Consider the following 22,613-nt stretch of genomic DNA (forward strand, 5'->3'; position numbering starts at 1 on the left):
CCCCAGGACCGCCCGGCCACCCCCCTGGCGCCCCAGGACCGCCCGGACCGGGTCCATACCCTTCCGGACCGCCCTGTCCCGGCCCTGCGTGACCCATCGGCGGAAAGCCGCCGGCATGCCGCCCCGGCATCCCCTGCCGCGGCGGCCCTCCAGGCCCCTGCGGCGGCCTGGAGGGGCCCTGCCCCGGAGATGGCGGGAATGGGGTGGACATCAGCGACCTCTCGCGACAGACCGGCAGAACCTTCACTGGGTGGCCACGACGGCCGAGAAGCCGTCTCCCACGGAGCGCGAGGGGTCGCCTGCCGTTCTTCGGCGGCCAGGCATGCGTCCGCCCCCGAGCCTTTACCGTGGCTGCCGGTTCGAGCCTACGGACGGCGCGCACGCGGACGTGTCAGGCGAACACCCGACAACACGATCACGGTTCGGTCGAGCCGGGGCGGGGCCGCCATAGGAGTCGGCGCCGTCACCGCCGCTCGGCCGCGCAACCCGGCAGCACACACGACAACGGCGGCGCCCTGGAAGGACACCGCCGTTGTCGCGCAAATCTTGTGGGTGGAGCTATGGGGATTCGAACCCCAGACCTCCTCCATGCCATGGAGGCGCGCTACCAACTGCGCCATAGCCCCTGATGACCACTCCGAGCCCACCCGTTGCGGCGCTCGGAGAGCATATAGCCATCCGCGCCGATTCTCCTAATCGCGCCGGCACCCCGGAGGAAGGCCGTACGGCCCCCGAGCCGTACGGGCCTGCCGGACCTCACACCTCGGCGTCCGGCCGGTCGTCACTGTTGACGGGCTCCGGCAGGGTGCCGGCGTTGTGCTCGAGCAGCCGCCATCCCTTGCGCCCTTCCTGCAGCACGGACCAGGAGCAGTTGCCCAGCCCGCCGAGCGCCGGCCACAACTCCTCCGGCAACCCGAGCAGCTCGCAGATCCCGAGCCGCAGTGCGGCCCCGTGCGAGGCCACGACGAGCAGCCCGTCGTCGTCGAGGCGGCCGGCCCACTTACGCATGGCGGCCGCCACCCGGGTGGCCACGTCACCGACGGGCTCTCCGTCCGGCGCCTCCCAGGCCGCGTATTCGTCGGGCCAGCGCGCGGCGATCTCCTCGCGCGTCAGCCCTTCCCATTGACCACCGCCGCGCTCGCGGAAGTCCTTGTCGACCGCGACGTCGAGCCCCACGATCCGCCCGAGCGCCAGAGCGGTGTCGTTGGCCCGCTGGAGGTCGGAGGAGACGATCAGGGTCGGACGCAGCGCCGCCAGCAGCGACGCGGCCCTGGCCGCCTGCGCCAGGCCGGTCTCGTCGAGAGGGATGTCGGAGTGACCCTGGAAGCGCCGCTCAACGTTCCACAACGTCTGCCCGTGACGCAGACACACGATCCTTTTACTCAACTGCGGGCCCGCTGCAGATTGGCCTGCATGACGCTCTCCGGCAGCGCGATGGCCGGGCAGTCCTTCCAGAGGCGCTCGAGCGCGTAGAACGTGCGGTCTTCCTCGTGCTGGACGTGCACGACGATGTCGATGTAGTCGAGCAGCACCCAGCGGCCCTCGCGCTCGCCCTCTCGGCGCACGGGCTTGACGTCGGCCTCGGTGCGCAGCCGCTCTTCGATCTCGTCGACGATGGCGCGTACCTGGCGGTCGTTGGTGGCGGAGCAGAGCAGGAAGGCGTCGGTGATGACGAGCTGTTCGCTCACGTCGTATGCGAGGATGTCATCGGCCAGCTTGTCGGCCGCGGCCTCCGCGGCGATGCGCACGAGCTGGACGGATCTGTCAGATGCGGTCACGATGCGGGTCTGTCCTCCTGTGTCGGCAGCATGCCTTATGTTGAGCGTACCCTTCCGGGCCGAAACCCCTCACCCACAGCGTGACGACCTTCAACCGCTGGCGTGATAGAGCCCGCGCTTGTTGATGTACTGCACGATCCCGTCAGGCACCAGATACCAGATCGGTTCGCCCTTGGCGACCCGATGCCGGCACTCCGACGACGAGATGGCCAGCGCGGGGATCTCCAGCAGCGTCACCTTGCCGTCGGGCAGGCCGGGGTCGTGCAGCGTGTGGCCGGGGCGCGTGCAGCCGACGAAGTGGGCCAGCTCGAACAACTCGTCGGCGTCCTGCCAGCCGAGGATGGCGCCGAGGGCGTCGGCGCCGGTGATGAAGAAAAGGTCGGTCTGCGGACCATAAATTTCCGAAACATCACGCAATGTGTCGATAGTGAAGGTAGGTCCGGGGCGATCCACGTCCACCCTGCTCACGGAGAAGCGGGGGTTGGAGGCCGTCGCGATGACCGTCATCAGATAGCGGTCCTCCGCCGCCGAGACCTCACGCTCGGACTTCTGGTACGGCCGTCCGGTAGGTACGAAAACAACCTCGTCGAGATGGAAATGGTGGGCCGCTTCGCTGGCCGCGACAAGGTGTCCGTGATGGATGGGATCGAACGTCCCGCCCATCACACCCACTCGCCGCTTCCCCTGGACACCGGGCGCGTTCATCATGAAACGGACCTTACGCGGACGTCCTACGACAACATGATGGCACCCCCCTGAGTGATGTCCGCGCATCACTTCCGTTGCGGACGTAGCATGCCGGGCATGACGACCACCCCGGACCGCAACCGCGTCCAACTGCCCGGCATATCGTCCCGAGCCTACGAACATCCCGCAGACCGGTCCGCCCTGGTCGCTCTGCGTAAGTTGAGTGGGTTCGACACCGTTCTCAAGCAGATGTCCGGCCTCATCAGCGAGCGCCGGTTGCGCCTGATGTACCTCGCGTCGGCCGTGCGCGTGAGCGAAACCCAGTTCCGCTCGCTCTACGACATGGGCCGCGACGCCGCCTACACCCTCGACCTGCACCGGATCCCCGAGATCTACGTCCAGCAGGACCCGCAGGTCCAGGCCAAGGCCATCGGCTTCGACGACCCGTTCATCGTCGTGACCACCGGTCTGCTCAACCTCATGAACGAGGAGGAGCAGCGCTTCGTCATCGGCCACGAGACCTCGCACATCCTGTCGGGGCACGCGGTCTACCGGACGATGCTCGACATCCTCACCCGCCTCGCCACCCGCGTCGCCTGGATCCCGCTCGGCTACATCGGCCTGCGCGCGATCGTCGCGGGCCTGGAGGAGTGGTACCGCAAGTCCGAGCTGTCCTCCGACCGCGGCGGCCTGCTCACGGGGCAGAACCCCGAGGCGGCCAAGCGCGCGCTGATGAAGCTCGCCGGCGGCGACTACACCCACGAGATGAACATCGAGGCGTTCCTGGAGCAGTACCAGGAATACGACACCGCGGGCGACCTTCGCGACGGCTTCCTCAAGGTGCTCAACCTGCTCGGCACCACCCACCCGTTCGCGGTGGTGCGCGTGGCGGAGCTGGACAAGTGGCAGCGCAGTGGCGAATACGACCGGATCATCGGCGGCGACTACCCGCGCAGGGAAGACGACGCCAACGCCCGCGTGACCGACGAGATGAAGGCCGCGGCCGAGTCCTACCGCGCCTCTTGGCAGCAGTCGCAGGACCCGTTCATCGGCGTCCTGCGCGACGTGGCCGAGGGCGCCGTCAACGCGGGCGAGCGCATCTTCAACCGTTTCTCCCGCCGCGACGGCGGCCAGGGCTGACGGGAGCGCCGCACGCGGCCGATCAGCGTGATCGACCGCGTGATCCGCCGCGCACGGCGACGGCGGATCAGAGCAGCAGGGCGATGGCGCGCACGGCGGCCGCGCACAGGGCGACGAACCCGCCCAGCACGGCCAGTGCGCGCAGCCCTTCCCTGCGCAGATCGGGCAGGCGCTGGCCGATGCGCTCGATCTCGCGCCCGGTGAAGCCACCGCACAACATCCCGAACACCACGCCGGCCACGGTCACCGGCGCGGGCTGCTGACACCAGTCGGCGTCGATCTGACCACCGCCGGTCGCCCAGAGCGCGCCGCCCGACGCCACCGCGACGGGCACGCCGGGCCATACGGCGGCCGTCGTCGCCGCCGCCGCGAGCGCGAGCGGGAAGAGCAGCACGCGCAGGGCCACGCGCGTGGCCCGTGAGCTGCGGTTCCTGACCAGCCAGTGGCTCATCCAGAGGGTCCTGGTCAGCACCACGAGCACCGTCGTGATGGCGATGGAGGCGATCGGCCAGATCACCGTGGTCACCACGCACGGCACGGCCAGCGCGGCGAGCAGCAGCAGGGCGCCGTTGCCCGCGGGCAGCGTGGTGGAGGACGACTCGGCGCGCAGCCCCGTCTTCCGCTTGTCCTGCGGTTTGGCCGCGGCCCTCGCGCGTACGGCCGCCGCCGTCCGCTGACGTGGCGCGGTCACCTTGGCGCGCGGCCCCGTGACCTTGCCGTCCACGCTCCCGCGACTCCGCGGCGCGGGCACCTTGCCCTCGGCTTGCACACGGCTCCGCGCCGCAGCTGCTCCGTCCGTGCCTGCCCGGCTTCGCGGGGAACCGTCCGCACTCGCCCGGCTCCGTGTGGCCCCGTCCGCGTCTGCCCGGCTCCGCGGGGATCCCTCCGCACTCGCCCGGCTCCGCGCCGCAGCCCCGTCCGTGCCCGCGCGACCACGAGCTGCGGCTCCGTCGGCACCCGACCGGCCGCGCGCGGCGGAGCCGTCCGGGTTCGCGCGGCTGCGCGCCGCGGGACCGTCCGTGCCGGCCCGGCTCCGGACCGCCGCGCCGTCCGCGTTGCCACGGTTGCGCGCCGCCGCACCCTTGCCGTCGGCGCCCGTACGGCCACGCGGCGGAGGCACCTTGCCGTCCACACCCGTGCCACCGGCCCGTCCGCGAGCCGAGTCCTCCGTCGTGCGGCTGCGTACGGCCGTGCCCTTGCCCGCCTCCTCGGCCGCCTCGGCGGCCCGTCCACCGGTCGCCGCGGGCTCGGGATCGGCCCCGCTCGCCGCCCTGGCCAGCCGCGACAGCCGATCGGCCAGCAACGCCGCCGTGGGCCGCTTGCCCGGCTCCCTGTTGAGCGCCGCCCGCAGCAGGGGCAGCAGTTGCACGGGCACGCCCTTGAGGTCGGCCTGCCCGTTCAGCACCGCGTACATCTGCGCCTCGGCCGTGCCCCGCCCGAACGTCGGCCGCCCGGTCGCCGCGAACGCCACCGTGGCTGCCCACGCGTGCACGTCGGCGGGCGAGTCGACCTGCTCGTCGGCGAAGATCTCCGGCGCGGTGTAGCCGGGCGTGCCGAGGAACGTGCCCGTCATGGTGAGCCGGGTCGCGTCGAGCACCTGGGCGATGCCGAAGTCGATCAGGACCGGCCCGCCGGCGCCCATGATGATGTTGCCCGGCTTGAGGTCGCGGTGGACGACTCCGGCCGCGTGGATGATCGCCAGCGCCGCCGCGATGCCCTGGGCCATGTCGACCAGATCGGCGTCGTCGAGCGGGCCGTCCTGGCGTACACGATCGAGCAGCGTGGCGCCCTCGATGTGCTCCATGACCAGGTAGGGGCGCGCGCACCCCAGGTCGGCGTCGAGGACCTTGGCGACGTACGGGCTCTCGACCCTGCGCAGCGCGCGGACCTCGCGCTCCAGCCTGATGCGCGAGGTCTCGTCCTCGGCAAGGTCGTGCAGGACCTTCAGTGCCACGTGCTCGCCACGACGGGTCGAGGCGAGGTAGACCTCACCCATGCCGCCGCGGCCGAGCCGCTCGACCAGGGTGTACGGCCCCACCTTGCCGAGCTTGCTCACCGTCCCTCCCCGCCCGGCGCGCCCATAAGGGACACAACCCTAGCGCCGTGACGCGAGTCACCGCGTGAGGCACGCCGAAGGTTAATGGCGCGCGTGAGTGGCTGACCCGGCGGAGAGCATGCTGTCGAGCTCGGCTGTGGGCGCCTCGGACAGCCGCCTGCGGTTGTTCCTGCGCCAGTTGACCCGGCCACGGCTCTCCAGCCGGAGCAGCAGCCGGTCGGCGCCGAACAACACCGCGGCCATGAGGGCGAGGGCGACGACAATTTCCATGCCCCCAGTCAAACCGCGTCGTCAGGCGCCAGCCATGCCGACACGCCGGTTACCCGGCCACCACCGTGCCCTCCGACGTGCGCAAATGCCCCTCACCGGTGTAGATCCACTTGGTGGACGTCAGCTCGGGCAACCCCATCGGGCCGCGCGCGTGCAGCTTCTGTGTGGAGATGCCGATCTCCGCCCCGAAGCCGAACTCTCCCCCGTCGGTGAACCTCGTCGAGGCGTTGACCGCCACCGCCGCCGAGTCGACGAGCGCGACGAACCTGCGGGCGGTCCTCTGCGACCTGGTGACGATGGCGTCGGTGTGGCCGGAGCCGTAGCGCCTGATGTGGGCCACCGCTTCCTTTAGCGAGCCGACGACGGCGGCGGCGATGTCGAGCGAGAGGTATTCGGCGCGGAAGTCGTCCTCGGTGGCCGGCACGACCTCGCCGTACGCGGCGATCTTCGCATCACCGTGGACGGTCACGCCCGCCTCGGCCAGCGCCCGCAACGCCCGCGGCACGAACGCGTCGGCCACGTCGGCGTGCACCAGGAACGTCTCCGCCGCGTTGCACACCGAGGGCCGCTGCGCCTTGGCGTTAAGCAGGATCTGCACGGCCAGGTCGACGTCGGCGTCGGCGTCGACGTAGACGGAGCAGTTGCCGACGCCGGTCTCGATCACCGGGACGGTGGACTCCTCGACCACCGAGTTGATCAGCGACGCGCCGCCGCGCGGGATCAGCACGTCGACCAGGCCGCGGGCGCGCATGAGCTCCTTGACCGAGTCGCGTGTCAGCCCGGGGACGAGCTGCACGGCCCCGGCCGGGACCTCGGTGCCGGCCAGGGCGTCCTGCATGACCCGCACCAGGGCGGCGTTGGAGGAGTGAGCGCTGGACGAGCCCCTGAGCAGCACCGCGTTGCCGCTCTTGAGACAGAGGGCGGCGGCGTCGACGGTGACGTTGGGGCGGCCCTCGTAGATGATGCCGATCACGCCCAGCGGCACCCTGAGCTGGCGCAGCTCGAGCCCGTTGGGCAGCGTGGCGCCGCGCACGACCTCGCCGACCGGGTCGGGCAGGTCGGCGACCTGGCGCACGGCCTCGGCGATGGCCGCGATCCTGGCCTCGTCGAGCCGCAGCCGGTCGATCATCGCCTCGGCGGTGCCCTGGGACCTGGCCTGCTCGACGTCCTTGGCGTTGGCCTCGACGATCGGCGCCGCGTTCGCGACCAGCGCGTCGGCGATGGCGCGCAGCGCCCGGTCCTTCGGCGCCCGAGGCAGCGGGGCCAGCTCGGCGGCGGCCTCTCGCGCCGCGTGGGCGACCTTCAGGAACTCTGTGCTCATGGCTACGCTCCGCTCCGCTGCTCAGGGCGCTCGGCGCCCCGGCCGTCCTTCGTCACTCACCCGGAGCCCGTCGGTCGGGCATCCGGCTCTCAACTGTGGGCTTCCAGTATGACGATGTCGTCACGGTGGATCAGCTCGCGTTCATATTCCGGACCCAGCGTGCTCGCCAGCTCCCGCGTGGAGCGCCCGAGCAGGCCGGGGATCTCGGCAGCGTCGAAGTTGACCAGGCCGCGGGCCACCACGAGGCCCTCCGGTTCGCACAGGTCGACGGGGTCGCCGGCGGCGAACTCGCCCTCAACCGACGTCACCCCCGCCGGCAGCAGCGACTTGCGCCGCCCGACGATGGCGTCGACCGCGCCCCGGTCGAGGTGGAGCCGGCCGCGCCCGGTGGTGGCGTGCGCGAGCCACAGCAGGCGCGTGCCGGGGTGGCGGCCGCCGGGGTGGAAGTAGGTGCCGACGTCGGCTCCGCTCAGCGCCTGGGCCGCGTGAGCGGCCGCGGTGAGCACCACGGGCACTCCGGCTCCGGTGGCGATCCTGGCCGCCTGCACCTTGGTCACCATGCCGCCGGTGCCGACGGCCGCGCCGTTCCTGCCGAGCTCGACCCCGACCAGGTCGCCGGCGCCGCGGATCTCCGTCAGCCGGCGCGAGCCGCTGCGGCTCGGCGGGCCGTCGTAGAGCGCGTCGACGTCCGACAGCAGCACCAGGGCGTCGGCGCGGATCAGGTGCGACACCAGCGCCGCCAGCCGGTCGTTGTCGCCGAAGCGGATCTCGTCGGTGGCCACCGTGTCGTTCTCGTTGACGATGGGCACGATGCCCAGCTCGAGCAGCCGGTTGAGCGTGCGCTGGGCGTTGGCGTGGTGAGCGCGGCGCATCATGTCGTCGGCGGTCAGCAGCACCTGGCCGACACGCAGGGAGTAGCGGGCGAAGGAGGAGGTGTAGCGGGCGACGAGCACACCCTGCCCGACGGACGCGGCCGCCTGCTGGGTGGCCAGGTCACGTGGTCGCGCGGTCAGCCCCAGCGGGCCGAGGCCCGCCGCGATCGCTCCCGAGGAGACCAGGACGATCTGCGTTCCGGCCCGGCTCCGCGCCGCCAGCACATCCACCAGCGCGTCGACCCGGTCGACGTCGATCATGCCCTGAGGCGTGGTGAGCGAGGAGGAGCCGACCTTGACAACGACCTTGGAGGCTGAGCTGAGCTGTTCCCGCACGTCTGGCAGCTTATCGGCTGCTGGAATGTGCGACGCGCCCGGCCGCCGCGCGCATGGCGGCGGTGACCTCCCCCGGCGTGTCACCCCGGCGCAGCGCGTACGCGGCGGCCGAGGTCACCGCGCCCACCATCGCCCCCACCAGCGCCGCGACGACCACGACGTCGCTTTCCTCCGGGTAGCTCCGGCGCAACGCGTCGACGATGCGCCGCTGCGCATCCAGCAGCCGCCGCATCATCCAGGCCTGCAGCTCGGGGACGGTCAGCATCAGCTTCACCCGGACGTCGGCCATCCCGGTGGCCAGATCGGAACCGGCGACCTCGATGATCATGCGCTCGACCGCCGCGGCGAGCACGTCGGGCAGCGACTCGTCCGCCCCCCGCTCCTCGATGATCCGCAGGGCCAGCTCGACCCGCATGTCTGCGTCGGCCAGGACGACGTCCTCCTTGGCGGGGAAGTGCAGGAAGAACGTCCTGGTCGACACGTCGGCCGTGGCCGCGATCTGGGCGACGGTCGTCGCCTCGTAACCCTGCCGCCGGAACAACTCCACCGCCGCCGCGATCAGCGCCTCGCGCGTGCGCCGCTTCTTCCGCTCCCTCATCCCCTCCGCCATGCCGCCACATTACTACATTGACTGCATCTCTGCATTCAATGTAGTAATGTATCCATGGGAATCCGTACTTATGTCGTCACCGGTGCCGCGTCGGGCATCGGCGCCGCCACCGCAGACCACCTGGAGAAGGGCGGCGAACGGGTGATCCGCTGCGATGTGCGCGACGCCGACGTCACCGCCGACCTGACCACCCCGCCGGGACGCGAACGGCTCGCCTCAGAAGTGACGGCGGTCTCGGACAGCCGGATCAACGGCCTGATCGCCGTGGCCGGCAGCGCCGTCCCGTCGCCGCTCACCGCGCGGCTCAACTTCTTCGGCACGATCGCGACCCTGGAGAGCCTCCGCCCCCTTCTGGCCGGATCAGACCAGCCCAGGGCGGTCGCCGTCTCCTCGCTGAGCGCGATCGTGGCCGCCGACGACACCATCGTCGACGCGTGCCTGTCCATGGACGAGGAGGCGGCCGTGGCCGCCGTCACGGCCGCCGTCGCGGCCGGCCGGGGCCGCATCGTCTACCCGTCCACCAAGCTGGCGCTCAACCGCTGGCTCCGCCGGGCCGCCGTCAGCCCTGCCTGGGCAGAGGCAGGCATTCCACTCAACGCGGTCGCACCTGGCGTAGTGGACACGGAGACGGCGAGAACGATGTTCCTGGACGACCCGGCCACCCGCGCGCTCGTGTCCTCCATGATGCCCCAGCCCCTCGGTTTCCCCGGGCCCGTCTCCGCGATCGTGTCCCTGCTGGCCTGGACGGTCAGCCCGGACAACCTGTTCATGACCGGCCAGATCCTCTACGCCGACGGCGGCGCCGAAGCCACCCTCCGCCCCTGACCGGGCGGGCTGCGTCGAGCCGCCCTGCGCAAGCCCTCGTCGTGACCGTGCGCACGCCGTGCGCCATCACGCCGTGCACCCCCGGCGGAGGAACGCACACGTCCTCAGAGCCAGGCGCCGCCCGTCCGGCACAGAACCGCACCACCACGATGCACACCCCCGATCCCCGGCCGCAGCAACCCGGGGGCGCACGTCACCCTCGGCTCGATCCAGCACGGAGGGCGCGCACGTACCCTACAAGCCCGCCGGCACGGGACCAACCGTCGCCCGTCCCGCTCCATCCCAGCACGGGAAACACCCCTGGCACGGACCCCGGCCCCAGGCTCACCCGCGCACGAGCGTCCACGAAGGAGCCCAGCCGCCCACCACCGAGCGGACACTCGCCCGGCAGGGACGGGAACACCAGGAGAGGGCCTACCCGAGGCGGTTGTCGGAGCCCCTCGGGCCTTGCCGTACCGACTCGGCGTGGAGCGTGGGCTGCCAGTCGAAGACGTAGCCACCCTCCATGGGCCCGATGACCACCTCGACCCCCGCGCGGGCACCGGCCTTCGCCAGCTCCTCCTCGACTCCGAGCCGTTCGAGCCGATCGGCGAGATAGCCCACGGCCTCGTCGTTGCTGAAGTCGGTCTGCCTGATCCACCGCTCCGGCTTCTCGCCGGTGACCTGGAACAGGTTGTCGTTGACCCGCCGCACCCGGAAACCGGCCTCCCCGAGCTGCCTGGGCCGGATCACCAGCCGCGTGGGCTCCTCGACCGGCTTGACGGCTCGGGCCGCGGCCACCCACTCGCCCATGGCGAACGTGAGCTCGCGCAGCCCATCGTGCGTGGCGGCCGAGATCGTGAAGACCCTCAGTCCGCGCGCCTCGAATTCCGGCGTGACCATCTCGGCCAGCTCCCTGGCGTCGGGCACGTCGGCCTTGTTGAGGACGACCAGCCGCGGCCGGTCGTCGAGCTTGCCGTAGGCCCGCAGCTCCGCTTCGATCACCTCGTAGTCGGTGATCGGATCGCGTCCCGGCTCCATGGTGGCGCAGTCGATGACGTGCACGAGCATGTCGCACCGCTCGACGTGGCGCAGGAACTCGTGCCCGAGCCCCTTGCCCTGCGACGCCCCGGGAATCAGCCCGGGCACGTCGGCGACGGTGAACACGGTGTCGCCGGCCGTCACCACGCCCAGGTTGGGAATGAGGGTGGTGAACGGATAGTCGGCGATCTTGGGCTTGGCCGCGCTCAGCGCGGCGATCAGCGACGACTTCCCGGCGCTGGGGAACCCGACCAGCGCCACGTCGGCGACGCTCTTGAGCTCCAGCATGACGTCGAGCTCGTCACCCGGCTCGCCGAGCAGCGCGAACCCGGGCGCCTTGCGCCGGGTGGTGGCCAGCGCCGCGTTGCCGAGGCCGCCGTGCCCGCCCTGGGCGATCACGTAGCGCGTGCCGGCCCCCACCAGGTCGACCAGCACCTCGCCCGTGGCGCTGTCCCTCACCACCGTGCCGTTGGGCACGGGCAGGACCATCTCGTCGCCGTTGGCGCCGTCGCGGTTGGACCCCTGGCCCTGCTTGCCGTTGCCGGCCTTGCGGTGCGGGCGGTAGTGGTAGTCGAGCAGGGTCGCGGTGTTGGGATCGACCTCGAGGATGACGTCGCCACCCCGCCCGCCGTTGCCCCCGTCGGGGCCGCCGAGCGGCTTGAACTTCTCCCGGTGGATGGAGGCGCACCCGTTCCCCCCGTCACCGGCCTTGATGTGCAGGACCACCTGGTCCACGAAGTCCGGCATCAAGCACCCTCTCCATCACCCCGGCAGGGGCATCTCCACTACACCAACGAGCCCGACGGCAGTCCTCACGCCGGGCGGTCGCCTCTTCAACAAGCACGGGGCCGCAGAACATCCCCGGAAAACGCCAAGGGGTGGATCGACACTCGATCGATCCACCCCTTGGATGCGAAACCCGGGAGGAACTACTCCGTGACGGGAACGATGCTGACGGCCCGGCGCCCGCGCTTGACACCGAACTGCACGTGACCGGCGGCCAGCGCGAACAGCGTGTCGTCGCCGCCACGCCCCACGTTGTCGCCGGGGTGGAAGTGGGTGCCACGCTGGCGGACGATGATCTCGCCCGCGTTGACCAGCTGGCCGCCGAAGCGCTTGACGCCCAGGCGCTGAGCGTTGGAGTCACGGCCGTTCCGGGTGGACGACGCGCCCTTCTTGTGTGCCATCTCTCTAACTCCCGATCAGGCCTGGTCGATGCCGGTGATCTTCACCTGGGTGTACCGCTGGCGGTGACCCTGGCGCTTCTTGTAACCGGTCTTGTTCTTGTACTTGAGAATGCGGATCTTGGGGCCCTTGGTCTCGCCGAGGATCTCGGCGCTGACCGTGAACTTGCCCGCCTCCGTGGTCACATCGCCGTCGTTGACGACGAGCACCGTCGGCAGCGAAACCGAAGAGCCGACCTCGCCGGCGACCTTGTCCACCTCGAGGACGTCACCGACGGAGACCTTCTGCTGCCTGCCGCCGCAACGAACGATCGCGTACACCGCGGAACCCTTCTACTGACTCACTGTTGCACTGCGAACCCCGGCCACCCCGCGCGGGAATGGCCGCTGACTCCGAATGCTGCGCCTGTCATTCGGCCTGTCCAAACCGACGAACCGAGTAAGCGCGCCAACAGGGCACGTCACCTGACGCACCGATTCACCAGGGTACCGGATTAACGGCGCCCTAGGCGAACCGGACGGAACGTCGGAAGTCTGCCGAGGTTACTCGGCTGACTTGGCTCGGCGGGAGCGTCTCCGCCCCCTGCCGGAAGTCTGGCTGGCTTGGTCGTCCTCAGCGGGGACTTCTTCAAGCGCACCGGTCACAGTATCACGGTTGCCGGAGTCCTTCGCCGCGGAAACCTTGTCGGCGACCGCCTTCTCGACGGCCATCTTGCCCTGCGTGCCGCGCTGTTCCAGCTTGGCCTCAACCGGCTCCGTGGAGATGATCAGACCGCGCCCGTTGCAGCAGTCGCAGACCGTCGAGAACGCCTCCAGCAGGCCCTGACCGACCCGCTTGCGGGTCATCTGGACCAGCCCCAGCGAGGTCACCTCGGCCACCTGGTGCTTGGTCCTGTCGCGGGCCAGGCACTCCAGCATGCGCCGCAACACCAGGTCGCGGTTGGACTCGAGCACCATGTCGATGAAGTCGATGACGATGATGCCGCCGATGTCGCGGAGCCTGAGCTGGCGGACGATCTCCTCGGCCGCCTCCAGGTTGTTGCGCGTGACGGTCTCTTCGAGGTTGCCACCCTGGCCGGTGAACTTGCCGGTGTTGACGTCGACGACGGTCATCGCCTCAGTGCGGTCGATCACCAGGGAGCCGCCACTCGGCAGCCACACCTTGCGCTCCAGCGCCTTGGCGAGCTGCTCGTCGATCCGGTACGACTCGAACACGTCACCCTGGCCGGCGTCCCACTTCGACAGGCGCTCGCCCAGATGCGGCGCGACGTACTTCACGTACTCGTCGACGGTGTCCCAGGCGTCGTCGCCCTGCACGACCAGCGAGGTGAAGTCCTCGTTGAACACGTCACGCACGACCCTGATCGTCAGGTCGGGCTCGGCGGACAGCAGCTCGGGCGGGCTTGCCGACTTGGCCTTCTTCTGGATGTTCTCCCACTGCGCGGACAGGCGGGCCACATCGCGGGCCAGCTCTTCCTCGGAGGCGCCCTCGGCGGCGGTGCGCACGATCACGCCGGCGTTCTCCGGCATGACCTTCTTCAGGATGCTCTTGAGCCGCGCGCGCTCCTTGTCGGGCAGCTTGCGGCTGATGCCGGTCATCGACCCGTCGGGGACGTACACCAGATAGCGGCCCGGCAGGCTGATCTGCGATGTGAGCCGCGCACCCTTGTGCCCGATCGGGTCCTTCGTGACCTGGACGAGCACCGACTGGCCCGACTTCAGGGCCGACTCGATGCGCTTCGGCTGGCCTTCGAGACCGGCCGTGTCGAAGTTCACCTCACCGGCGTACAGGACGGCGTTCCTGCCCTTGCCGATGTCCACGAACGCCGCCTCCATCGAGGGCAGCACGTTCTGGACCTTGCCGAGGTAGACGTTGCCGACGTAGGACTGGCTGGCCTCGCGGTTGACGTAGTGCTCGACGAGCACGCCGTCCTCCAGCACCGCGATCTGAGTGCGGTCGCCCTGCCTGCGCACCACCATCATCCGGTCGACGGACTCGCGGCGGGCCAGGAACTCCGACTCCGTGATGATCGGCGGGCGCCTGCGCCCGAGCTCGCGCCCCTCGCGGCGGCGCTGCTTCTTGGCCTCGAGCCTGGTCGAGCCGCGCACACTCTGCACGCCGTCGGTGGCGGTGTCGAGCCCGGCCGCACGTCCCGAGCGCGGCGCGCGGATGCGTACCACCGTGTTCGGGGGGTCGTCGCCAGCCGGCTCCACGCCTTCGTCCGTGCCACGGCGCCGACGCCGGCGGCGACGGCGCGAGCCGGAGGTCTCCTCTTCCTGGGTCTCCTCGCTCTGCCCCTCGTCAGAGTCCTCTTCCTGCTCGTCGGCGTCCTCGGACTCGTCGCGCTCGCGCGACTTGCCGCGGCCCCTGCCGCCGCGACGGCGGCGACGGCGACGGCCGCCGCCCTCCTCTTCCTGCTCGTCAGAGGTGTCGGCGTCGGGCTCGTCCTCGGTCGCGGTCTCGTCGACCGGCTCCTCGGCTTCCTCCGGCTCGGCGACCGGCTGCGGCGGCTCGGCCCGCCTGGTGACGACGGGCTTGGCCTTGCTGGGGTCGGGCGCCTGGAACAGCGGCGCGAAGATGGCCGCGGGCCGCTGGAACGCGGCACCCGGCTCGTCCTGCCTGCGCGCGGTCAGCCCGAACGGGTCGGCGAGCAGACTCGGGCGGTCGACGTCCTCGTCGAGATCCTCGCCCGCGGGCTCGTCGTCGAGCGGCTCGTCCTCGGGCAGGATCTCGATGATGTCCTCGTCGTCCTCTGCGTAGTCCTCCGTGTCGGCGGCCGCGAAAGGAGCCACGGCCGCGCCGGAGGGCGCCACCTCGACGTCGCCCCCGGAACGCTCAGCCCCGGAACGCTCGGCCCCGGATGCCGTGGCCGACGAGCCCTCGGCCTGAGGCACCGTTGCGGCGCCGGCCCGTGCGTCCTCGGCCTGGGACGCCGTCCGCGCGCCGGCCTGCGAGACCTCGGCCTCGCCTGCCGCCACGGCGGCGACGTCAGCGGCCAGGTCCTCGGTGTCACGGCCACCCGCGCCCTCTTCCGCGCCGAACGGGGCTGCGGCCTCGGCACCGCCTGTGGGCGCGCTTACCGCAGCCGCGCCGCCGGCGGGCGTCACGCCGACCTGCTCTTCGGCGGCCGCGCCGGATTCCGGCTCAGCCTTCTTGCGGGTCCTGCGCCGCTTCGCCGGGACCTCCTCGGCGGGCGGCGCGCTCTCGGGGAGCGCTCCCGCCTCTTCAACCTGCGTCTCCGCGGCCTTCTTCGTGGTACGCCGGCGCGTCGTCGTGGCCGTGGACCGTGTCCGCGTGGCTCTCTTGGGCTTCTCCTCGGCCGGGCTCTCCGGCGCACCGGCACCCGTGCCGGTGTCGGCGGCACCGGCCGCGGCGGCGCTCATCCCCCCACCGTCCGTGTCAGGAGCCCCGGCAACCGTGATACCGGCACTTTCCGCCTCAACGACCGTGCTGCCGGCATCTACGGCCTCGCCCGCCGTGTCACCGGCGCTTCGATTTCTGCCGGCCGTGGCGGCGGCCTCCGAAAGGATCTCGGATGCGGGCTCACCGGCGGCACGCTGCACGGCGTTGATCTGCACCGGCTGCACCTCAGCCACCGACGGCGCCGCCTGCGCGGCTACGACGGTGACCGGAACGGAGGTCGGCTCGTCGGGCTCCGGCGGCGGACCCGCGGGCCGGCTGGCGGAACGGCGACGCTTGGTCACCTCGGGCTGTTCAATTGTCTCCCCGTCAGGGCCAGTGGCCCCGGCGTTGGGCTCGTTGTCGAGCATGCGGGCGCTCTCCCGTCAGCTCCCGGGCGCGTCGCCGCGCCGCGCAGGAGCCCTCGTGTCTCGTTGTCCGCCGGCTCCCCCGATGAGGGGGCGCCGGCGCCAAGTCCTGTCAACGGTCGTGCCCGGCTCGCGCAGGGCACTTCCTTAACCGGCGACGTGCTCACCCGCCGGTCCCGCCTCGCCGCCGCGCGTCGTGTCGCGGTCCAGGTCGAGCGGGTCGGCAAGCGCACCGGTGCTGGCGTCGAGCGGCCCCTGCGCCAGCCTGGTCACCTCGGGGGGAACCGGCGGCGCGAAGTCGGCCACAAGGCGCAGCCCTGTGAGCACATCGTCGGGTCGAACGGCAGGCGTCAGGTGCCGAACAACCATGCGCAGTATGACACACGGTCGTCCATGCACCTGAGCTGCGGTTCTGTCTGTTCCCTCGGACACCACGAGCCTCAGGACGGCCTCCCGCGCGTCGAAGCGGCGGAGGCCCTTCTTGGTGAGGCGCTCGACGTCCACCGTGCTTGCCGCGAGAAACTTCTCCACCGCCACCTCGGCGAGCTCGCGGTCGGCACCGGGCAGCCGCACCTCCCAGTCGGAGACCTCCAAGCGGTCGGCCAGACCACCGGGCCCCGCCTCCACAACGTCGAGCACGTCGAGCCCGGGCGGCAACGACCCGTCAAGGCCGGATTTGACCTGCTCCGGAACGCACGGCGTGGTAACACCGATCTCGAGGTATTCGGCTTCGCTGGCGACGCCGGTCGGCGCCGCGCCCGCGTAGGAGATCTTCGGGTGAGGCGAGAAGCCCGCGCTGTAGGCCACCGGAATGCCGGCACGGCGGACCGCTCTTTCCACGGCCCGCGAGATGTCGCGGTGGCTGGTGAAGCGCAGACGGCCGCGCTTGGCGTAACGCACACGCAGGCGCTGCACCGTGGGCGCGGGCGGAGGCCCTTCGGGAACAGGTTTCAGAGCTTGTCGTCCTTCCCTTGTAAGAGTTCCTTCCCTCAGGATAAGCCGCGCTGGCGTGTGTACGTGTACGCCGTGACACGGCTCGCCCACTGAGCGCGCTAGACCACCGTCAAAGGAAGGAGTTTTCGCCCGGTGGGGCCGATCTGAATTTCTGTCCCCATGGTGGGGCAGACTCCGCAGTCGTAGCACGGCGTCCAGCGGCAGTCTTCGACCTCACCGCCGGTAACGGCCTCCTGCCAGTCCTGCCAGAGCCATTCGCGGTCGAGCCCGGCGTCGAGATGGTCCCACGGGAGGACTTCGTTCTCTTCCCGCTCGCGCGTGGTGTACCAGGCGACGTCGACGCCGGCCTGCTCGGCCGCCGCCATCCAACGCTCGTAGGAGAAGTGCTCGCTCCAGCCGTCGAACCTGCCGCCGCTCTCCCAGACGGCGCGGATCACGGCGCCCACGCGACGGTCGCCGCGCGAGAGCAGGCCCTCGACGATCGAGGGTTTGCCGTCGTGGTAGCGAAAGCCGATGGCCTTGCCGTACTGCTTGTCGCCTCTGAGCGAGTCGCGCAGTGCCTTGAGCCGCCGATCGACGGTCTCGTGGTCGGCCTGGGCAGCCCACTGGAACGGCGTGTGCGGCTTGGGCACGAAACCGCCGATGGAGACCGTGCAGCGGATGTCACGGCTGCCGGTGATGTCGCGGCCCGCCTTGATGACCTTCTTGGCCAGGTCGGCGATGCCGAGCACGTCTTCGTCCTGCTCGGTGGGCAGCCCGCACATAAAGTAGAGCTTGACCTGCCGCCATCCCTGTGAGTAGGCCGTGGTGACGGTGCGGATCAGATCTTCCTCGGTGACCATTTTGTTGATCACCTTGCGCATGCGCTCGGAGCCGCCCTCGGGCGCGAACGTCAGGCCCGAGCGCCTGCCGTTTCTGGAGAACTCGTTGGCCAGGTCGATGTTGAACGCGTCGACCCTGGTCGAGGGCAGCGACAGCGAGGTGTTGGTGCCTTCGTAGCGGTCGGCCAGGCCCTTGGCGACGTCGGCGATCTCGGAGTGGTCGGCCGACGACAACGACAGCAGGCCGACCTCGTTGAAGCCGGACTCCTTGACGCCGTTCTCGACCATGGCACCGATCGTGGTGATCGAACGCTCCCGCACCGGCCGGGTGATCATGCCTGCCTGGCAGAACCGGCAACCGCGCGTGCAGCCGCGGAAGATCTCCACGCTGAACCGCTCGTGCACCGTCTCCGCCAGCGGAACCAGCGGCTTCTTCGGATAGGGCCACTCGTCGAGGTCCATCACGGTGTGCTTGTGCACCCGCCACGGCACGTCGGCCCTGTTGGGCGCGACCCGCTTGATGCGGCCGTCAGGGTGGTAGTCGACGTCGTAGAACTTCGGCACGTAGACACCACCCGACTCGGCGAGCCGCATCAGCAGCTCGTCACGGCCGCCGGGACGGCCCTCCGTCTTCCACTCGCGGACGACCTCGGAGATGGCGATGGAGATCTGCTCCCCGTCGCCGAGCACGGCCGCGTCGAGGAAGTCGGCGATCGGCTCCGGGTTGAAGGCCGCGTGGCCCCCCGCGAGCACGATCGGGTCGTCGTCGCCCCTGTCGGCCGCCGTCAGCGGGATGCCGGCCAGGTCGAGCGCGGTCAGCATGTTGGTGTAGCCGAGCTCGGTCGAGAACGACACCCCGAGCACGTCGAAGGCGCGCACCGGCCGGTGCGCGTCGACGGTGAACTGCGGGATGCCCTCGGCGCGCATGAGCGCCTCGAGGTCGGGCCAGACCGCGTAGGTGCGCTCGGCCAGCGTGCCCGGCAGCTCGTTGAGGATCTCGTAGAGGATCGCCACACCCTGGTTGGGCAGGCCCACCTCGTAGGCGTCGGGATACATCAACGCCCACCGCACATCGGCGGAGTCCCAGTCCTTGACGGTCGAGTTGAGCTCGCCCCCGACATACTGGATCGGCTTCTGCACCTTCGGCAGCAACGCTTCCAGGCGGTGGAAAATCGACTCGACAGGCATACCGTCAAGGGTAGCGGCGTTCAGAGGGTGACGGGTCCGGGACCGAGTGCGCTGACCCGCCAGGGGCCTTCAGGTGAACGAATGACCGCGCACCCTGATGGCCTGCAGCAACCCGACCGCGATGAGATTGGCGAACGTGGCCGTGCCGCCGTACGACACGAACGGCAGCGGCAGCCCGGTGATCGGCATGATCCCGATCGTCATCCCCACGTTGATGAACATCTGGAACGCGAACCAGCACACGATCGTCCCCGCGACCAGCGTCCCGAACCGGTCCTCGCACTGCCTGGCGATCTTCAGCCCGCGCAGCAGCACCACGCCGAGCAGCAGCACCACGGTGACCGACCCGAGAAAGCCGAACTCCTCCCCCGCCACCGTGAAGATGAAGTCGGTGTGCTGCTCGGGCACGAACCGCCCGGTCGTCTGTCCGCCGCCCAGCAGCCCCTTGCCCAGCAGTTGCCCCGAGCCGATCGCGATCAGCGACTGCGTGCTGTTGTAGCCCACCCCTCGCGGATCCACGCTGGGATCGACGAACGCGGTGAACCGCGCCACCTGGTACGGCTCCAGCAACTGGAAATAGAACACCGCGAACACGCCGGCGCCCGCCACCATCGTCAGCGCCGCGATCCACCGTTTCCGCACCCCCGCGATGATCAGCGCGGACGCCGCGATCACCGCCAGCACCATCGCCGTGCCGAGGTCGGGCTGGAGCATCACCAGCCCGATCGTGAGCGCCGCGGCGAGCAGCGCCAGCACGACGTCGAACCCGCGCGGCCGGTCGGAGCCCTCCGCCGGCTGCGCCAGCAACATCGCCGTGATCAGCAGCAGGCCCACCTTGGCGAACTCCGACGGCTGCACCGCGAACCCGCCGCCGAGCAGGATCCACGAGTGCGAGCCGTTGATCGTCGCGCCCAGCGGGGTGATCACCAGGCCCAGCCCCACCAGGGACATCAGGAACACCAGCGGCGCGTACGCTCGCATCGCCCGATGGTCGACCGAGGCCACGATGCCGCACAGCACCACGCCCAGTGCCTGGTTGAGCAGGTGTTTCTTGACCAATCCCGTCGCACCCGGCGCCCAGGTGCGGGTGGACGACCACACCAGCAGTGTGCCGATCACGCACAACCCGGCCACCGCGACCAGCATGAGCCCGTCGAAGCGCCGCACGGCCGAGTCCTCGCCGGCCACCCGCTGCAGCAGCGAGGGACGCCGGACGGCGGCCGTGCGGCCCGTCATCCTCGTGCCACCGTTCCGTCAGGCGCGAACGTCGGCAGCCGCGTCGTCAACCGCCCGCCGGGCACCGCCGGGGGTCGCTTGATGCCGTAGATGCCTTCGTAGATCTCGCGCGCGGCCGGCGCCGCCGCCGAGCCGCCCATCCCACCCTGAGAGATCATGACGACCACGACGTATTGAGGGTTCTGGGTGGGCGCGAACGAGGCGAACCACGCGGTGTCCTTCTTGCCCCAGACCTCGGCGGTTCCGGTTTTGCCGCCGATGCGCACCTTGTTCATCGGGAACCCGGCGAAGGCACCCGCGGCGGTGCCGTCGGAGGGCACCTGACTGAGCGCGTTCTTGATGTAGCGACGCTCCTTCTCGCTGAGCGGCAGCTTGCCCACCACCGGCACGTCGATGGTCTTGACCACCTTGCCGTCGGGTCTGACCTGGGCCCACCCGATGCGCGGGCTGCGCACCTTTCCGTCGGTCACCAGCGCCATGTACGCCCTGGCCAGTTGGAGCGGCGTCACCAGCACGTCGCCCTGGCCGATGGAGAAGTTGGCCGCGTCACCCGGCCGCAGCAGGAACCCCTCGGTGCAGTTCTCCAGCGCGAGACGCTTCAGGAACTCCGCCCGCGCACGGTCCTTGACCTCCGGGTAGCCCTTACGGGACCGCTCGCAGTTGACCGCGCTGGTGTGGTTCCACAGGTCCTTCTTCCAGGCCCGGTCGGGGATGCGCCCCGACGACTCGCCCGGCAGGTCGATTCCCGTCGGCCGGCCGAAGCCGAAGGCCCTCGCCACGTTGGCGAACACCTCTTTCGGCGTCTTCTTCGGGTTGCGGCCACCGTCTTTCATGTACTGCTCGAACGCGGCCTGGTAGAAGATCGTGTCGCATGATTTGACCAGCGCCATGTGCAGGTCGAGTGTGCCCAGGGGGATGCCGCGGAAGTTGTTGAACGCCCGTCCGCCCACCATGACGGACCCGGGGCAGCCGTATTTGCCGTTGAGCGGGTAGCCGGCCCGCAGCATGGAGGTCACCGACGAGACCTTGAACGTCGAACCCGGCGCGAACTGCCCGTTGATCGCCCGCGACACGAGCGGCTTGCCGGACTTCTCCGACATCAGCCACTGGTATCCGCGGGCTGAGATCCCGCCCGCCCAGATCGCCGGATCGTAGCCGGGGGCGCTGGCCAGCGCCACGACCCGCCCGGTGCGGGCGTCGAGCACCACCCCGGCCCCGCCATCGGCTGCCGGCGCCGACTTCATGGCCCGCGCGAGTGCCGTCTCCACCACGTTCTGGACGCGCGAGTCGATGCTGGTGACCAGGTGGTCACCCGGAATGGGGGTGGTCTGCTCCTCGACGCCGAGCGCCTTGCCCATCCGGTCAACCTGCACCCTGCGCAGCCCCGCCTTGCCGCGCAGCGCCTCGTCGTAGACGTATTCGAGCCCGTCGCGCCCGACGAGGTCCACCCCCGAGAAGCTGGCCTTGAGCCCTTCGCGCTCCTCCAGCTCCGCCTCGGTGACCGGCTGGAGGTAGCCGAGCATTTGGGCGGCGGCCCTGCCTCCCGGATATTGCCTGACGGAGTGGATCTCCGCCGTCACCCCGGGAAACTCCTCCTGCCGCTCGAGGATCTGCAGCGCCTCACGGGTGCCGACCTTCTCGTCGAGCGGAACAGGTTGGTACGGCGACCCCGTCCAGCACGGTTTGGCAATCCCGGGCCCGCACGGCGTGATGCGCTGCTGCAGTTGCGCCACCGGTCTGTCGAGCACCGCGGACAGCTTGCGCAACACCTTCACACCGCCGTCGGGCATCCTGGAAAGCCGCGTACGGTCCACGGACACGACCAGCGCCGTCTTGTTGCGCACCAGCGGCCGGCCGGACGAGTCCAGGATCTGCCCGCGCACGGCCGGCACGATCACGGTGCGTGTCCGGGTCTCCGTCGCCCGCGTCACGAACTCCTGCCCGCGCACCACCTGCACCTGCCACAGCCGCATGGCCAGCACGACGAGCAGCGTCAGCACGAGCACGTGCAGCACCAGCAGCCGGGCCCGCATCCTGATCATGTCGAGAACCTCGCCCGCCCGGCACGCGTGGTCAGCCAGATCACGATCGGCGAGACCAGCAGCGTGTAGACGACGGTGACGGGCACCTGCTCGGTCAGCGTGGACATCGTCACCCGGGAATCGGAGATCAGCCCGCCCACGCCGGCCGCCAGCAGCGGCGCCATCAGCACGCACAGCACGACGGTCGTCACCGGCCCGCCCGCGCCGTGCCCTGCGACGTATCCGACGAGCGCGAGCACGAACGCGTACTGGCCGAGCAGGTGCGCGGTCGGCGGCATGACGTCGACCAGCAGCCCGGCGAAGAACCCGAGCATCGCGCCCGACGCGGACCCGCGCGACAGAGCCGTCCCGATCAGGGCGAGGAGCACCAGGTCAGGCGCGCCCCCGGCGGGCAGCGGCAGCCGGTTGACCAGCATGACCTGCGCCAGCAGCGCGATCACCACGGACAACCCCCCGATCACCGCGACCCCTCCCCACCGACGACCACACCCGACCAGGCGTACGC

Annotated in this window: 19 protein-coding genes and 1 tRNA gene; 2 read left to right on the plus strand and 18 right to left on the minus strand. The window is 70.5% G+C overall.

Features of this window, described 5'->3' with window-relative positions:
* Positions 1 to 553: 553 nt before the first annotated feature.
* The 4 genes from E1294_RS41525 to nadD all read right to left on the minus strand — a co-directional run bounded on the left by E1294_RS41525 (position 554) and on the right by nadD (position 2,486).
* Positions 554 to 626 (minus strand) — tRNA-Ala (locus E1294_RS41525).
* A 130-nt stretch (positions 627 to 756) separates the two neighbouring features.
* Positions 757 to 1,386 carry a histidine phosphatase family protein gene (locus E1294_RS41530; RefSeq protein WP_132516526.1) on the minus strand — a complete coding sequence of 210 codons (630 nt, stop codon included), beginning with the start codon at positions 1,384 to 1,386 and terminating at the stop codon, positions 757 to 759.
* Positions 1,383 to 1,778, minus strand: coding sequence for a ribosome silencing factor (rsfS, locus tag E1294_RS41535; protein WP_132516528.1), 396 nt, complete (start codon positions 1,776 to 1,778; stop codon positions 1,383 to 1,385). Before rsfS ends, E1294_RS41530 begins: the two co-directional genes overlap by 4 nt.
* A gap of 90 nt (positions 1,779 to 1,868) precedes the next feature.
* Positions 1,869 to 2,486, minus strand: a complete 618-nt coding sequence (nadD, locus tag E1294_RS41540; protein ID WP_132516530.1) for a nicotinate-nucleotide adenylyltransferase — start codon at positions 2,484 to 2,486, stop codon at positions 1,869 to 1,871.
* An 87-nt stretch (positions 2,487 to 2,573) separates the two neighbouring features.
* Between nadD and E1294_RS41545 the strand changes: the two genes are divergently transcribed.
* Positions 2,574 to 3,605 (plus strand): M48 family metallopeptidase, encoded by a 1,032-nt coding sequence (locus tag E1294_RS41545; RefSeq protein ID WP_425465257.1) that lies wholly within the window; start codon positions 2,574 to 2,576, stop codon positions 3,603 to 3,605.
* A gap of 67 nt (positions 3,606 to 3,672) precedes the next feature.
* Here E1294_RS41545 and E1294_RS41550 read toward each other — a convergent pair whose 3' ends face one another.
* The 5 genes from E1294_RS41550 to E1294_RS41570 all read right to left on the minus strand — a co-directional run bounded on the left by E1294_RS41550 (position 3,673) and on the right by E1294_RS41570 (position 9,070).
* Positions 3,673 to 5,661 carry a serine/threonine-protein kinase gene (locus E1294_RS41550; protein ID WP_132516534.1) on the minus strand — a complete coding sequence of 663 codons (1,989 nt, stop codon included), beginning with the start codon at positions 5,659 to 5,661 and terminating at the stop codon, positions 3,673 to 3,675.
* A gap of 81 nt (positions 5,662 to 5,742) precedes the next feature.
* On the minus strand, positions 5,743 to 5,931 hold the full coding sequence (locus tag E1294_RS41555; protein ID WP_132516536.1) for a hypothetical protein: 189 nt from the start codon (positions 5,929 to 5,931) through the stop codon (positions 5,743 to 5,745).
* 49 nt (positions 5,932 to 5,980) lie between these two features.
* The gene (locus tag E1294_RS41560) at positions 5,981 to 7,252 is read right to left on the minus strand and encodes a glutamate-5-semialdehyde dehydrogenase (RefSeq protein ID WP_132516538.1); all 1,272 of its coding nucleotides are present in this window, start codon (positions 7,250 to 7,252) and stop codon (positions 5,981 to 5,983) included.
* 89 nt (positions 7,253 to 7,341) lie between these two features.
* Positions 7,342 to 8,460, minus strand: coding sequence for a glutamate 5-kinase (proB, locus tag E1294_RS41565; RefSeq protein WP_425465258.1), 1,119 nt, complete (start codon positions 8,458 to 8,460; stop codon positions 7,342 to 7,344).
* A 10-nt stretch (positions 8,461 to 8,470) separates the two neighbouring features.
* Positions 8,471 to 9,070, minus strand: a complete 600-nt coding sequence (locus E1294_RS41570; protein ID WP_132516540.1) for a TetR/AcrR family transcriptional regulator — start codon at positions 9,068 to 9,070, stop codon at positions 8,471 to 8,473.
* Between the two features lie 54 nt (positions 9,071 to 9,124).
* Between E1294_RS41570 and E1294_RS41575 the strand changes: the two genes are divergently transcribed.
* Entirely contained in the window at positions 9,125 to 9,895 is a 771-nt protein-coding gene (locus tag E1294_RS41575; protein WP_132516542.1) for an SDR family oxidoreductase, read from the plus strand.
* A 414-nt stretch (positions 9,896 to 10,309) separates the two neighbouring features.
* Here E1294_RS41575 and obgE read toward each other — a convergent pair whose 3' ends face one another.
* From obgE to mreD, 9 genes are all read right to left on the minus strand, one after another.
* Positions 10,310 to 11,662, minus strand: a complete 1,353-nt coding sequence (gene obgE / locus E1294_RS41580; RefSeq protein ID WP_132516544.1) for a GTPase ObgE — start codon at positions 11,660 to 11,662, stop codon at positions 10,310 to 10,312.
* Between the two features lie 182 nt (positions 11,663 to 11,844).
* A complete protein-coding gene (gene rpmA, locus E1294_RS41585; protein WP_132516546.1) occupies positions 11,845 to 12,102 on the minus strand; it encodes a 50S ribosomal protein L27 in 258 nt (85 codons plus the stop codon).
* A gap of 15 nt (positions 12,103 to 12,117) precedes the next feature.
* Positions 12,118 to 12,420, minus strand: coding sequence for a 50S ribosomal protein L21 (gene rplU, locus E1294_RS41590; RefSeq protein WP_049575732.1), 303 nt, complete (start codon positions 12,418 to 12,420; stop codon positions 12,118 to 12,120).
* A 222-nt stretch (positions 12,421 to 12,642) separates the two neighbouring features.
* A complete protein-coding gene (locus E1294_RS41595; RefSeq protein ID WP_246083661.1) occupies positions 12,643 to 15,870 on the minus strand; it encodes an Rne/Rng family ribonuclease in 3,228 nt (1,075 codons plus the stop codon).
* Positions 15,871 to 16,014: 144 nt separating this feature from the next.
* Complete coding sequence (locus E1294_RS41600) at positions 16,015 to 16,767, minus strand: TIGR03936 family radical SAM-associated protein (protein ID WP_246083662.1); 753 nt, start codon at positions 16,765 to 16,767, stop codon at positions 16,015 to 16,017.
* A gap of 152 nt (positions 16,768 to 16,919) precedes the next feature.
* Positions 16,920 to 18,830, minus strand: coding sequence for a TIGR03960 family B12-binding radical SAM protein (locus tag E1294_RS41605; RefSeq protein ID WP_132516550.1), 1,911 nt, complete (start codon positions 18,828 to 18,830; stop codon positions 16,920 to 16,922).
* Positions 18,831 to 18,899: 69 nt separating this feature from the next.
* On the minus strand, positions 18,900 to 20,066 hold the full coding sequence (gene rodA / locus E1294_RS41610; RefSeq protein WP_132516552.1) for a rod shape-determining protein RodA: 1,167 nt from the start codon (positions 20,064 to 20,066) through the stop codon (positions 18,900 to 18,902).
* Positions 20,063 to 22,108, minus strand: a complete 2,046-nt coding sequence (mrdA, locus tag E1294_RS41615) for a penicillin-binding protein 2 (RefSeq protein ID WP_132516555.1) — start codon at positions 22,106 to 22,108, stop codon at positions 20,063 to 20,065. The genes rodA and mrdA overlap by 4 nt, the downstream gene beginning before the upstream one ends.
* Positions 22,105 to 22,613, minus strand: a 509-nt coding sequence (gene mreD / locus E1294_RS41620; protein ID WP_246083663.1) for a rod shape-determining protein MreD, incomplete at its 5' end; no start/stop codon positions are given. The genes mreD and mrdA, both read right to left, overlap by 4 nt.

Origin of the sequence: Nonomuraea diastatica, from assembly GCF_004349015.1 — a bacterium.
In the GTDB taxonomy this organism is placed as follows: domain Bacteria; phylum Actinomycetota; class Actinomycetes; order Streptosporangiales; family Streptosporangiaceae; genus Nonomuraea; species Nonomuraea diastatica.